The following is a 13078-nucleotide window of genomic DNA, read 5'->3' as shown; positions in this document are numbered from 1 at the left end:
GTAAAAACTAGTAATTGTTTAAGAATAAATAAGTTATAATGAAATAAAATGATTACATTTACAGTAACTTTAAATAACAAACTTTTGAAAACGAAATTATTAGCCTTATCTCTTGCAATTATTACTTTATCATCTTGTAAACAAACTGCTAACGAAGTTGGTGTAGTCGATGATTCTAAACAAATTACTATCGATTCTATGAATGCTGTCATGGCAAAAAAAGATGTAGAAATGGCGAAGCAAAAGTCAATCGATTCAATGAAAACTATAATGGCAACTCAACGATCGAAACAATTGACAACGGTTCAAAATTCTGCAACAGTTACTCCAAAGAAAAAAGGATGGAGTAATGCTGCGAAAGGGGCTGTTATTGGTGCAGGTGTTGGTGCAGTAACAGGTGCATTGGTTAGTAAAAAACATGGTGAAGGAGCAATTATTGGTGGTTTAGCTGGAGCTGGTGTTGGAGCAGGTACTGGTGCCATAATAGATTCAAAAAAGAATAAATAAAATTATAACCCTAAATATTTTAGGATACCAATTTACAACATCAATTTGAATGCTTTTTTTGTTTATGCTCCTCGATACTTTTTAAAAAATCGAAATGACGCAGAACAAATCTTCTTAATACGATTCTTGACTGATTAACAGGTATTTAATCTTTAGATTCTAAAAAATTACCTTGTATTATATAATCATTTAATACAAGGTAATTTTTTGAACGCTTTTCTCAATTTTTATTAAAACAGTTAAACCTTAGTTCATAATTTTTAATTTTAAAAAGCAACGTTCCATCTAGGCAATCGTGCGTTTTCGTCTAAGAAATTTTGCAAAATCAATGCTTCGATATAAGTAGGAATTACTTTAGTTTTGGCATTAAAGGTTTCGTACCAATACACTTCTAAACTCGCAATGTTTTCAGATTTCATTTGAGTTGGCCAAGTATACTTTCTTCCTGTTTTTGCAAATTGATGTCCGTTTACTATTTTGTCAAAAAGACCGCCATTTTTGCTTTTTAGCGTTCCGTCATTCTGAACAGTTCCAGTAGAACCTACCATAATCAATTCTTTTTCTTCTCCATCAACTGCATATACTAGAAATACGCCACTTCCGTTTTCAGATGCGTTGCAAACTTCTTCTAAACTATCGTTTGTTGTATAATTGAAACTATTGTTGGTTTTAAACTTTTTTAATTCTTTGTACATAGTGTTTATTCGGTAATTTGTTATTGTATTGATTTGATAATTTGTCCAAATCTGTATGGCTTATTATTTTAAAAATAAAAACTCCACGTTTTGTGGAGCTTTTAAGTTGATTAACTATAGCGAAGTTATTTCATTTAGAAATACTATCTATCCCATGATTTCTTTTACTTTTTTACCTATTTCAGCAGGAGAATCTACCACGTGAATACCACATTCTTTCATAATTCTTTTCTTCGCTTCCGCTGTATCATCAGCACCACCAACAATTGCACCTGCGTGGCCCATTGTTCTTCCTTTTGGAGCAGTTTCACCAGCAATGAAACCTACAACTGGTTTGCGATTTCCGTCCGCTTTTATCCATTTTGCAGCATCAGCTTCAAGTTGACCACCAATTTCACCAATCATAACAATGCATTTGGTGTCTGGATCATTCATCAATAATTCAACCGCTTCTTTAGTAGTAGTTCCAATAATTGGATCTCCGCCAATCCCAATAGCAGTCGTGATTCCCATCCCTTGTTTTACTACTTGATCAGCAGCTTCATAGGTTAATGTTCCTGATTTAGACACAATACCAACAGTTCCTTTTTTGAAAACAAAACCAGGCATAATCCCTACTTTTGCTTCACCAGGAGTAATTACACCTGGGCAATTTGGACCAATTAATCTACAGTCTTTTCCTTGAATGTATTGATACGCTTTAATCATATCAGCAACAGGAATACCTTCGGTAATAGTTATAATTACTTTAATTCCGGCTTCAGCAGCTTCCATAATGGCATCGGCAGCAAAAGCAGGTGGAACAAAAATGATCGTTGTATCAGCCCCAGCTTGTTCAACAGCATCTTTTACTGTATTAAAAACAGGTCGCTCTAAATGAGTTGTACCACCTTTCCCAGGAGTAACACCACCAACAACGTTAGTTCCGTATTCAATCATTTGAGAAGCGTGAAAAGTTCCTTCACTTCCTGTAAAACCTTGAACAATGATTTTAGAATCTTTATTAACTAAAACACTCATGATATATTTTTTATGTAGTTTTTAAAATTGTGTTGCAAAAGTAAGGTTTTGAAAATTACTTTTGAAGTTTTTTAATCAAAATAATTTAGGATAATTGACTCATTTGATAGCCACGGTAAAGTTTGTCGTCTTTGATTTCCCAAATCACTATGAAATGTGCCAAAAGCATTTCTTCTCTAGGGTTTTCAATTGTTTTTATGTAATGCGAATAACGCACAGAAACTAAATTTCCTTCTTCTAAAATATGGCTGATACTAACTTTTGAACGAATGTAGGCTTTACTTAATGCAGTAGCGATGTCTAATAAACCCTTGCGATCCATTTTAATAAAACCTTTTGTACTGTTCCACTCCAAGATAACTTCTGGATGTAAATAAATATCTAAAACAGTTGCATTGATTAAAGCATCCGATTTATAAAAATCCTGTACAATTTGTTTAGCAGACATAATTATTTTAGTTTATTTAAAATCTCAGGGATTTTTTTAATATTAGCCAATTGTTTGAGTTTTTCTCTCGATTCCTGTATAGGAGTTCCAAAATACGATTTTCCGCCTTCAACCGATTTGGTGACTCCAGTTTGCCCCATAATTATGGCTTTTGTTCCAATGGTTATTCCGCTAGTGGTACCAACTTGTCCCCAGAGCGTAACCTCATCTTCTATAATTACGCAACCTGCAATTCCAGTTTGGGAGGCGATAAGGCATTTTTTTCCAATAACCGTATCGTGTCCTACATGTACTTGATTGTCTATTTTGGTTCCTTCACCAATAGTAGTATCGCCAGTAACTCCTTTATCAATAGTGCAAAGAGCTCCAATACCTACATTGTTTTCAATAACCACTCTTCCGCCAGAAACTAATTGGTCAAAACCATCTGGTCGTTTTTTATAATAAAAAGCATCGGCACCCAAAATAGTTCCTGCATGAATAATAACATTATCACCAATAATAGTATGATCGTATATGGAAACATTTGAATGAATCAAACAATTTTTTCCAATAACAACATTATTTCCAACAAAAGTATTTGGCTGAATTACAGTTCCTTCCCCTATTTTAGCAGAAGAAGCAATTGAAGTATTAGAAAACTGAAAAGGCTTGAAATGTCTCGTTAAGGTATTGAAATCTCTAAAAGGATCATCAGAAATTAATAACGCTTTGCCATCAGGACAATATACTTTTTTGTTTATTAAAACTATTGTAGCGTCAGATTGTAGTGCTTTATCATAATATTTTGGATGATCTACAAAAACAATATCTCCTGGCTCAACCACATGAATTTCGTTCATGCCATAAACGGAAAAGTTTCTGTCACCTACAAATTCGCAATTCAACAAATTGGCTATTTCTTCTAAAGAATGAACTTTTGGAAATTTCATATTACATTACTTAACGCGTTCCATATAATTCCCGTTGGAGGTATCAATTTTGATTTTATCGCCTTCATTAATAAATAAAGGAACGTTTATAGTAGCACCTGTTTCAACAGTTGCCGATTTTGTAGCATTTGTAGCCGTATTTCCTTTTACTCCTGGTTCCGCATAGGTCACTTCTAAAACTACAGAAGCGGGCATATCTACTGAAAGAGGTAAATCGGTTTCTGTATTAATGCTTACCATTACGTTTTCTCCTTCTTTTAACAATTCAGGAGAATCAAGAATACTTTTGTTTAAAGAGATTTGCTCGAAAGATTCTACATTCATAAAATGAAATAAATCGCCTTCTGGATATAAAAACTGAAATTTATGATTCTCTACTCGAACTTCTTCAATTTTATGGCCCGCAGAAAAAGTATTGTCTAGTACTTTACCATTAGAAAGACTTTTGAGCTTTGTTCTAACAAAAGCAGGTCCTTTCCCTGGTTTAACATGAAGAAATTCAATAATTTTATAAATATCGTTGTTGTATTTTATGCACAATCCGTTTTTAATATCTGATGTTGATGCCATTATAATTTATGATTTTAGATTTATATTTTTAGATTTATGATTCATGAATAAAGAACCCATCTTCTATTTTTTTGACGTGTTGATTTTAATATTTATTGATTCGAATCAACGAATAACCCATTAAATATTTTTTTAATAATTCCCCGAATAGCCTTTCATTACTCCTCTTGATGAGTTTCTGATAAAATCTAAAATCTCGTCACGTTCTGGTGTTGCTTCCATTTCTGCTTCGATAATTCCTATTGCTTGAGTGTTGTTGTAATTTTTTTGATACAGAATTCTATAAATATCTTGAATTTCTCGTATTTTTTCAGATGTAAATCCTCTTCTTCTTAATCCAACTGAATTGATACCAACATAAGACAAGGGCTCTTTTGCGGCTTTAGTATATGGGGGAACGTCTTTTCTAACCAAAGACCCTCCAGAAACCATAGCATGATCACCAATTGATATAAATTGATGAATGGCTGCTAAACCGCCAATAACCGCATATTTACCTATCGTAACATGCCCTCCTAATAAAACACCATTAACAATAATAGAATTATCGCCAACTATGCAATCGTGAGCCACGTGTGCTGCTGCCATTATTAAGCAATTATTTCCAATGAGAGTTTGTCCTGAGGCAATTGTTCCTCTATTAATAGTTACACATTCTCTAATGGTACAATTGTCACCAATTATAGCTAGAGAATCTTCTCCTCCAAATTTTAGATCTTGTGGAACCGCCGAAATAACTGCTCCTGGAAAAATATTACAATTTTTTCCTATTCTAGCGCCTTCCATAATGGTTACATTAGAACCTATCCAAGTTCCATCACCAATGATTACGTTGTTATGAATGGTTGTAAAAGGCTCTATTACTACATTTTTGGCTATTTTTGATCCCGGATGAACGTATGCTAAAGGTTGATTCATGTTCTTTTCTTTATTGTTTTCTTGCGATTTGCGCCATCAATTCGGCTTGAGCTACTAACTTTCCATTAGCATAGGCATTTGCTTGCATGTGACAAATACCTCTTCGAATAGGTGTAATCAAATCACATTTGAATATTAAAGTATCTCCAGGCAATACTTTGTTTTTGAACTTAACATTATCAATTTTCATGAAAAAAGTCAGGTAATTTTCTGGGTCAGGAACGGTGCTTAAAACCAGTATCCCTCCAGTTTGAGCCATCGCTTCTACAATAATAACTCCAGGCATTACTGGTGCTTCTGGAAAATGCCCAACAAAAAAACTTTCATTCATAGTTACATTCTTCATTCCAACTACATGGCTTTCAGACATTTCTATAATTCTGTCAATAAATAAGAATGGAGGACGATGTGGCAAGATACTCATGATTTTATGAATATCCATCAATGGTTCTTTATGTAAATCGTAATAAGGAATTTGATTTCGTTGTTCAATTTTAATAATTTTAGACATTTTTTTAGCAAACTGCGTATTTACAAAATGTCCGGGTTTATTAGCAATTACTTTTCCTTGAATCCTTGATCCAATAAGCGCTAAATCGCCTATAACATCTAATAATTTATGTCTCGCCGCTTCGTTTGGGTAATGCAATGTCAAATTATCTAAAATGCCATTTGGTTTTACTGAAATATCTTCTTTTCCGAATGCCACTTTTAAATGATTCATGGTTTTCTCCGAAATTTCTTTATCAACATAGACTATCGCATTGTTTAAGTCACCTCCTTTTATTAAACCTTCGTCTAAGAGTGCTTCTAATTCGTGAAGGAAACTAAACGTTCTAGAATCTGCAATTTCAGTTTTAAAATCGGCAATGTTTTTAAGATTAGCATTTTGAGTCCCTAATACTTTAGTCCCAAAATCGACCATTGCAGTTACTTGATATTCATCACTTGGCATTAAAATAATTTCGCTTCCAGTAGCTTCATCTGTAAATGAAATAATTTCTTTTACGACATATACGTTTCTTTTAGCGTCTTGTTCTTCAACTCCAACTTTTTCAATAGCTTCGACAAAAAATTTAGCTGAACCATCCATGATAGGCAATTCAGAGGCATCTAATTCAATAATTACATTATCGACATCACATCCTACAAAAGCAGCTAAAACGTGCTCCGGAGTTTGAATTTTCACACCTAATTTTTCTAAATTTGTGCCACGTTGTGTATTTACAACATAGTTAGCATCCGCTTCAATAATTGGGCTACCTTCTAAATCGACACGAACAAAAGTATAACCATTATTTACTGGTGCTGGTTTAAAAGTTACTTTTACTTCTTTTCCAGTGTGAAGTCCAACTCCAATAAGAGAAATTTCACTCTTGATGGTTTTTTGTTTAACCATAGCTTAATCTTTATTATTTATAGTTTTTTTTAATTCCTCGAATTCTGAAATAATTTTAGGTAAATTTTTAAAATGAACATACGATTTGCTAAACTCAGTATACCCAAATGTAGGGCTGCCTTGTAATACCTCTCCGTCTTTTACGTTTCTGCCTACTCCTGATTGTGCTTGTATGCGAACATTATTACCAATAGTTAAATGTCCTGCAAAACCCACTTGACCTCCAATCATGCAATTTTTACCGATTTTTGTAGAACCTGCAATTCCTGTTTGCGCTGCAATTACGGTATTTTCCCCTATTTCTACGTTATGCGCCACTTGAATTTGGTTGTCTAACTTTACTCCTTTTCTAATGATTGTAGAACCCATTGTGGCTCTATCAATAGTTGTGCAAGAACCAATATCTACATTATCTTCGATAATTACATTTCCTATTTGAGGAATTTTCGAATAAGTTCCATCGGCGTGCGGTGCAAAGCCAAAACCGTCAGAACCAATTATCGCACCTGAATAAATAGCACAATTATTACCAATTATTGTTTCTGAAAACACTTTTGCTCCAGCAAAAATCGTTACATTATCCCCTATTATTACATTGTCACCTACGAAACAATTGGGATAAATTTTGACATTATCTCCTAAAACAACGTTGTTACCTATATAACTAAAACTTCCCAAATACAATTCAGAACCATATTTAACATTTTCAGAAATTACCGAAGGTTGTTCGATTCCGCTCTTATTGTTTTTTACATGATTGTAATATTCTAATAACTTTGAGAATGCCTGATAGGCATCTTCAACTTTAATTAGCGTTGTTGTTAAGTCGTTTTCAGGAATAAATGTGTTGTTTACTATCGTTACAGAGGCTTGTGTAGTATAAATATAATTTAAATATTTTGGATTGGACAAAAATGTAAGCGAACCTAAAGTTCCTTCTTCAATTTTAGACAACCTAAAGACTTCAACCATAGGGTTGCCTACAATTTCTCCTTCTAAAATACCCGCTATTTGTTCTGCAGTAAATTTCATTTTAATGTATAATACTTTCCTATATTTTAAATCAAACCAAGTAAATTAGGTTTTATTACAATATGAAAAAGCAGATTGGCCTATTTAACATTGACAAAAATATAAAAAATAGATTTTAGTTACTACTTTTCGAGTAGTTGTTTTGGAAAACAAATATAATATTTGATTACTGATTTTGATAATGCTTTTAAATTTAACTGATCGGATGCTTCAACTACATCTTCTATTGTCTTATCTTTCTTTAAAATTCGAATAGGTTCAGCCTCTTTGCTATAGGCTTGGTTCTTGATTTTTCCTTTGAAAATAAAATAATGAGCATCTTGTTGTGAAATAGCATTCTCTTTTGAAAATCGATCGAATAGTTGCTGGATTTCTTCAATAGGAAACTTCTCACTACTTAATTTAACTTTAAGTAAATCTCTATTGATAATCATTTTGCTTAATGAACTTAGAATAAAATCGTCGTTATGTTGCCAATTTTTTAAAGCGCTAATAATATCATAATCATCTAATTGAGAGAATTCATTCAAAACAATACCATCAAAGTCATTTAACTCGACTTTATTTTGCATAAAAAACAATAAAGGCTTGCTGCAAGGCAAAATAATACCCTTTTGAGTCAACTCCTTGGCTCTTTTTAAAACCTTTGTCAAGATTAATTCGGCTACCAGACTGGTTTTATGTAAATAAGCTTGCCAATACATTAATCGTCTGGCCATTAGGAACTTCTCAACCGAGTAGATTCCTTTTTCTTCAATTACCAATACATCATCAACAACGTTCATCATTTGTATCAATCGATCAGAATTGATGTTACCTTCAGCCACACCAGTATAAAAACTATCGCGTTTCAGATAATCCATTCTATCCATATCTAACTGACTGGAAATAAGTTGCAACATGAACTTTCTATTGTAATCCCCTTTAAATATTTGAATTGCCAAAGCTAACTTTCCGTCAAACTCTTCATTGAGTTTTTCCATGAAAAGTAATGATATGGATTCGTGATTTACATTTTCTACAATACTGTGTTCCATAGCATGCGAAAAAGGGCCATGACCAATATCGTGTAATAAAATAGCAATAAACAACGCATTTTCTTCGTCTTTAGAAATTGAAACGCCTTTAAAACGTAAAACTTCTATGGCTTTTTGCATAATATGCATGCATCCTAAAGCATGATGAAACCGGGTATGATGTGCGCCAGGGTAAACCAAATAGGACATTCCCATTTGAGAGATGCGTCGCAACCGCTGAAAATAAGGATGCTGAATTAAATCGTAAAGTAAGGTATTGGGTAGAGTTATGAATCCGTAAATAGGATCGTTTAATATTTTTAGTTTATTGATTTGACTCACAAGTAATGATTTTTGGAGAATAAATATAAGAAATTTAGCTGTTCAATTATTTAATAATAAAATGAAAGTGAATTTGTAACATAAATAAAATTACGGCAACCATTTATTCTCCCCAAAATTTGGTTTCCGTTTTTCTAAAAAGGCATTTCGTCCTTCTTTGGCTTCCTCAGTCATATAAGCTAATCTAGTCGCTTCGCCAGCAAATACTTGTTGTCCAACCATACCATCATCAGTAAGATTCATTGCAAATTTTAGCATTTTTATAGAAGTTGGTGATTTTTGCAAAATTTCCTGTGCCCATTCATAAGCAGTATCCTCTAGCTCAGCATGCGGAATTACAGCATTTACCATTCCCATATCCATAGCATCTTGTGCAGAATAATTACGACCTAAAAAGAAAATTTCTCTAGCTTTTTTCTGACCCACCATTTTAGCCAAATAAGCCGAACCGTAACCGCCATCAAAACTAGTTACATCGGCATCCGTTTGTTTAAAAATTGCATGTTCTTTGCTCGCTAATGTCAAATCACAAACTACATGCAAACTGTGTCCGCCACCAACTGCCCAACCCGGAACGACTGCAATAACAACTTTTGGCATAAACCGAATAAGGCGTTGCACTTCAAGAATATTTAATCGGTGTTGACCATCTTCTCCAACATATCCTTGATGACCACGTGCATTTTGATCGCCACCGCTACAAAAAGAGTATATTCCGTCTTTAGAAGAAGGTCCTTCGGCAGAAAGCAAAACCACTCCTATAGAAGTATCCTCTTGAGCATCATAAAATGCGGCATATAATTCTGAAGTAGTTTTTGGACGAAAAGCATTGCGCACATCAGGACGATTAAAAGCAATACGGGCTACACCATTGCATTTTTTATAGGTTATATCTTCAAATTCTCTTACGGTTTTCCAATCTATCATTTTAAATCTCAATTATAGTGTTCAAAAAATTAATCTGCATTTTGAATCAAGTAAATACCATCTTCTTTTATCTCAATTTGTTTGTCTTTATACAAAGAACCAATTGCTTTTTTAAAAGTTTTCTTACTCATTTTCAATACCGTTTTGATGTCTTCAGGATGCGAATTGTCATTCAAACGCAAAAAACCACGACTTGCTCTTAGTTCATCCAAAATAATTTGGGCATTGGGTTCGATATTCAAATACCCTTGTATTTGAAAAGAAACATCTATTTTATTATCAGGACGTATTGTTTTGATATAACCACGCATTCTATCTCCAGTACGAATGGAATCGTCATATACTTCATCTTTATAAACCAATCCTTTGTATTTTTCGTTGATGATGACGTTAATACCAATTTCAGTAATATGCGAAACGATTAAATCTACTTCTTCCCCTTTTTCAACCGTTAGGGTATCATTGTTTAAAAACTGATTGGTTTTGCTTGAGGCCACTAATCGATTGGTTTTTTCGTCCATATACAAATAAACGAGATAGCGTTTGCCTTTTTCCATTGGTCGAGCTTGCTCTTTAAACGGAACAAGAATGTCTTTCTCCATTCCCCAATCCATAAAAGCACCCACTTGATTGACATAATTTACCCTTAAAAGTGCAAATTCATTTAATAAAATATAAGGCTCTAATGTTGTGGCTACAGGACGCTCTTCGTGGTCTAAATAAACAAAAACGATAAGCTCCTCGCCTATTTCAAATTCGTTAGGAACGTATTTATTAGGTAAAAGTATGTCGTGAATACCTTCTGGGTCAGCGGTTGGATTTCCTAAAAACAATCCTACTTTAGTATCTCGTAATATGGTTAGTGTATTGTATTTTCCTATTTCAATCATTTCGTATAAGTTGCAAAGGTTCTGAAATGCAAAGGTACAAAGAGGAATTCAAAGTTTTAGAATTATTCGTTTATTGCGATAAAAACAAATTACACTAACTCCTTAAAATACTGCAACAATATCTTATCATTCTGTAATGTTGGTGTAAAAACTTCTAGAATGCTTGGCTTTTCATTTTGGCTGTATAATGCATTTAAAGCTGAAGTTAAACTTTCTGCATCACTGGCAATTGAATATTCAAAACCATACATTTTTGCCAAATGTTCGGCAGTATGGCAATGTGCTGTTTCGAAAAAAGTATTGTATACTTTGGTTTCTTGATGTCCCGGTAAAATTCTAAAAATTCCTCCACCACCATTATTAATAAGAATGATTTTGAAGTTTTTTGGTATGTATTCATTCCATAGTCCATTACTATCGTATAAAAAACCTATATCGCCCGTGATTAAAACCGTTTGCTGTTTGCTAATTACTGCGGCTCCAATTGCAGTTGAAGTACAGCCGTCTATACCACTTGTTCCACGATTGCTAAATACAGAAATACTCGAATCTATTGGGAATAATTGTGCATAGCGAATGGGTGAACTATTACTCAATTGCAACATACTATTTTTAGGTAAACTCGGCAATATAATTTCAAATGCTTTCAAGTCAGAAAACGGAATTTTATCTAAGTATTTTTGATGCTTAATTAGGCGTTGTTTTTTGAAGGCCTTTCCTTTGTCAAAATAATCACTTAAAACGGTTTTGGTAAAAGGTAATATTTGATTAAAAAAATCATTTGGACTCGCCCAAAAATGATGATCTAAACAGCCAAAAGTATTGTAGGCTCTAAGGGGATCTATATGCCAGTGGTGTTTTGGTTTATATTGTCGTAAAAAAGCTTTCACTCTTTTAGAAACAATCATTCCGCCAAAAGTTATTAAAATATCGGGCTGAAAAGCTTTAAAATCTTTCTCTTTAAATGGTGTTATGATAGTATCAATAGTATTCAAAAAAGTAGGATGATTCCAATTTGATGTAGTTTCAGTCATTACCATTATAGAAGGATCATTAGCAATTGCATTCGTAATTTCATCATCGATCTCGTTAGGCGCATTTGTCCCAACTAGAATTAATTTTTTTGCAGCTGAATTCCATAAATTTGTGTAGGCAATGATGTCGTCAATCGCTATGGTTTTATATACTTTAGCAAATGCTGAAATCGTAGGATCTACAGTCATTTTTCGAACCGTTTCATACAAAGGTTCTTCAAATGGTGCATTGATATGCGTTGGTCCTTTTTGAGTATATGCAATGTTTATGGCTTTGTTAATCTTAAAATCATTTTCATTTGATTCGCCTTCAGTAAGATTGGCATTAAACAACGAATGGTTTTGAAACACATTCATTTGCCTGATGGTTTGCCCATCACCAATATCAATTTTTGAGTACGGCCTATCAGCTGAGATTACAACTAATGGAATTTGACTATAAAAAGCTTCAGCGAAAGCTGGATAATAATTTAATAAAGCAGAACCCGAAGTACAAACCAATGCTACTGGCTTATTGAGTTGTTGTGCAATTCCCAATGCAAAAAAAGCGGCACAGCGTTCGTCAGCAATGCTATAACAAGTAAAATCTGGATTATTTACAAATCCCAAAGTTAAAGGTGCATTTCTCGAACCTGGAGAAATGACAATTTGTGTTATACCTTTGGTTAAACAAATTTGAATAATACTTTGAGCTAGTGGAATTTTAGGATAAATCATTATAAGAAATATTGGAACATCTATTTAAACAGAATGTGTAAGCTAACAAATTTAATATTTCACCTCTAAATTTTTAGAAAAAAAGCAGAAACTTTCTTTATATTTGATGAAAGTATCAAAAAATCCGATGAACGTAACAATTAAGTCAGCAACAACTAACGATTTACCTGCAATTTTAGCAATTGTCAATTATTCGATACTACATACTACATCAAATTACAACTATGATATTCAGACTATTGAAATACAAAAGCAATGGTTTACAGCTAAAAAAACTCAAAATTTTCCTGTTATAGTTGCCAAAATTAATGGACAAACTATTGGTTATGGAACCTATGGCACTTTTAGAGAAAAAATTGGCTATCAATTTACTGTAGAACATTCTGTTTATGTTTCTGAAAATTATATTGGAAAAGGAATTGGGAAATTATTATTAAATGAATTAATTCAATTGGCAAAAACAAATGGATATCATACTATGATTGGCGCTATAGATGCTGATAATTCTGGAAGCATTGCTTTTCATAAAAAATTTGGATTTAAAGAGTGCGGCATTATAAAAGAGGCTGGTTTTAAATTCGGAAAGTGGCTAGACCTATTATTTATGCAACTAATATTAATTGATTAGAAA

14 protein-coding genes are annotated in these 13078 nt (G+C 33.2%); 2 read left to right on the top strand and 12 right to left on the bottom strand.

Annotation, left to right across the window (positions count from 1 at the left end):
* The first annotated feature begins 84 nt into the window (after positions 1 to 84).
* Complete coding sequence (locus tag F6464_RS01955; protein WP_225318016.1) at positions 85 to 507, top strand: glycine zipper family protein; 423 nt, start codon at positions 85 to 87, stop codon at positions 505 to 507.
* A 266-nt stretch (positions 508 to 773) separates the two neighbouring features.
* On the opposite strand, the gene F6464_RS01950 is transcribed toward F6464_RS01955, so the two are convergent.
* The 12 genes from F6464_RS01950 to menD all read right to left on the bottom strand — a co-directional run bounded on the left by F6464_RS01950 (position 774) and on the right by menD (position 12447).
* Positions 774 to 1202: a hypothetical protein gene (locus F6464_RS01950; RefSeq protein ID WP_151106064.1), complete on the bottom strand. Its 429-nt coding sequence runs from the start codon at positions 1200 to 1202 to the stop codon at positions 774 to 776.
* A gap of 147 nt (positions 1203 to 1349) precedes the next feature.
* Positions 1350 to 2222 carry a succinate--CoA ligase subunit alpha gene (gene sucD / locus F6464_RS01945; protein WP_151106063.1) on the bottom strand — a complete coding sequence of 291 codons (873 nt, stop codon included), beginning with the start codon at positions 2220 to 2222 and terminating at the stop codon, positions 1350 to 1352.
* Between the two features lie 85 nt (positions 2223 to 2307).
* The gene (locus F6464_RS01940; protein WP_151106062.1) at positions 2308 to 2670 is read right to left on the bottom strand and encodes a nuclear transport factor 2 family protein; all 363 of its coding nucleotides are present in this window, start codon (positions 2668 to 2670) and stop codon (positions 2308 to 2310) included.
* A 2-nt stretch (positions 2671 to 2672) separates the two neighbouring features.
* Positions 2673 to 3602, bottom strand: coding sequence for a UDP-3-O-(3-hydroxymyristoyl)glucosamine N-acyltransferase (locus tag F6464_RS01935; protein ID WP_151106061.1), 930 nt, complete (start codon positions 3600 to 3602; stop codon positions 2673 to 2675).
* 6 nt (positions 3603 to 3608) lie between these two features.
* Entirely contained in the window at positions 3609 to 4172 is a 564-nt protein-coding gene (gene efp / locus F6464_RS01930; RefSeq protein WP_151106060.1) for an elongation factor P, read from the bottom strand.
* 132 nt (positions 4173 to 4304) lie between these two features.
* On the bottom strand, positions 4305 to 5090 hold the full coding sequence (lpxA, locus tag F6464_RS01925) for an acyl-ACP--UDP-N-acetylglucosamine O-acyltransferase (RefSeq protein WP_151106059.1): 786 nt from the start codon (positions 5088 to 5090) through the stop codon (positions 4305 to 4307).
* A gap of 10 nt (positions 5091 to 5100) precedes the next feature.
* Entirely contained in the window at positions 5101 to 6489 is a 1389-nt protein-coding gene (locus tag F6464_RS01920; RefSeq protein ID WP_151106058.1) for a bifunctional UDP-3-O-[3-hydroxymyristoyl] N-acetylglucosamine deacetylase/3-hydroxyacyl-ACP dehydratase, read from the bottom strand.
* A 3-nt stretch (positions 6490 to 6492) separates the two neighbouring features.
* Positions 6493 to 7521 (bottom strand): UDP-3-O-(3-hydroxymyristoyl)glucosamine N-acyltransferase, encoded by a 1029-nt coding sequence (lpxD, locus tag F6464_RS01915; RefSeq protein WP_151106057.1) that lies wholly within the window; start codon positions 7519 to 7521, stop codon positions 6493 to 6495.
* A 122-nt stretch (positions 7522 to 7643) separates the two neighbouring features.
* On the bottom strand, positions 7644 to 8879 hold the full coding sequence (locus F6464_RS01910) for an HD domain-containing protein (protein WP_151106056.1): 1236 nt from the start codon (positions 8877 to 8879) through the stop codon (positions 7644 to 7646).
* A 90-nt stretch (positions 8880 to 8969) separates the two neighbouring features.
* On the bottom strand, positions 8970 to 9803 hold the full coding sequence (locus F6464_RS01905) for a 1,4-dihydroxy-2-naphthoyl-CoA synthase (protein ID WP_151106481.1): 834 nt from the start codon (positions 9801 to 9803) through the stop codon (positions 8970 to 8972).
* Positions 9804 to 9835: 32 nt separating this feature from the next.
* Complete coding sequence (locus F6464_RS01900; protein ID WP_151106055.1) at positions 9836 to 10696, bottom strand: CvfB family protein; 861 nt, start codon at positions 10694 to 10696, stop codon at positions 9836 to 9838.
* 89 nt (positions 10697 to 10785) lie between these two features.
* Positions 10786 to 12447, bottom strand: a complete 1662-nt coding sequence (gene menD / locus F6464_RS01895) for a 2-succinyl-5-enolpyruvyl-6-hydroxy-3-cyclohexene-1-carboxylic-acid synthase (RefSeq protein WP_151106054.1) — start codon at positions 12445 to 12447, stop codon at positions 10786 to 10788.
* A gap of 127 nt (positions 12448 to 12574) precedes the next feature.
* On the opposite strand from menD, the gene F6464_RS01890 reads away from it, so the two are divergent.
* Positions 12575 to 13075 (top strand): GNAT family N-acetyltransferase, encoded by a 501-nt coding sequence (locus F6464_RS01890; RefSeq protein ID WP_151106480.1) that lies wholly within the window; start codon positions 12575 to 12577, stop codon positions 13073 to 13075.
* Positions 13076 to 13078 lie beyond the last annotated feature (3 nt).

The sequence above is a fragment of the Flavobacterium luteum genome (assembly GCF_008806775.1).
GTDB lineage: Bacteria > Bacteroidota > Bacteroidia > Flavobacteriales > Flavobacteriaceae > Flavobacterium > Flavobacterium luteum.
Note: the sequence above shows the minus strand (reverse complement) of the source record. Positions and strands in the feature narration are given on the sequence as shown.

What these genes read in the sequence shown, in the direction of transcription:
- F6464_RS01950 (WP_151106064.1), bottom strand. Translation starts at nt 1,202, where the DNA reads ATGTACAAAGAATTAAAAAAGTTTAAAACCAACAATAGTTTCAATTAT.
- sucD (WP_151106063.1), bottom strand. Translation starts at nt 2,222, where the DNA reads ATGAGTGTTTTAGTTAATAAAGATTCTAAAATCATTGTTCAAGGTTTT.
- F6464_RS01940 (WP_151106062.1), bottom strand. Translation starts at nt 2,670, where the DNA reads ATGTCTGCTAAACAAATTGTACAGGATTTTTATAAATCGGATGCTTTA.
- F6464_RS01935 (WP_151106061.1), bottom strand. Translation starts at nt 3,602, where the DNA reads ATGAAATTTCCAAAAGTTCATTCTTTAGAAGAAATAGCCAATTTGTTG.
- efp (WP_151106060.1), bottom strand. Translation starts at nt 4,172, where the DNA reads ATGGCATCAACATCAGATATTAAAAACGGATTGTGCATAAAATACAAC.
- lpxA (WP_151106059.1), bottom strand. Translation starts at nt 5,090, where the DNA reads ATGAATCAACCTTTAGCATACGTTCATCCGGGATCAAAAATAGCCAAA.
- F6464_RS01920 (WP_151106058.1), bottom strand. Translation starts at nt 6,489, where the DNA reads ATGGTTAAACAAAAAACCATCAAGAGTGAAATTTCTCTTATTGGAGTT.
- lpxD (WP_151106057.1), bottom strand. Translation starts at nt 7,521, where the DNA reads ATGAAATTTACTGCAGAACAAATAGCGGGTATTTTAGAAGGAGAAATT.
- F6464_RS01900 (WP_151106055.1), bottom strand. Translation starts at nt 10,696, where the DNA reads ATGATTGAAATAGGAAAATACAATACACTAACCATATTACGAGATACT.
- menD (WP_151106054.1), bottom strand. Translation starts at nt 12,447, where the DNA reads ATGATTTATCCTAAAATTCCACTAGCTCAAAGTATTATTCAAATTTGT.
- F6464_RS01890 (WP_151106480.1), top strand. Translation starts at nt 12,575, where the DNA reads ATGAACGTAACAATTAAGTCAGCAACAACTAACGATTTACCTGCAATT.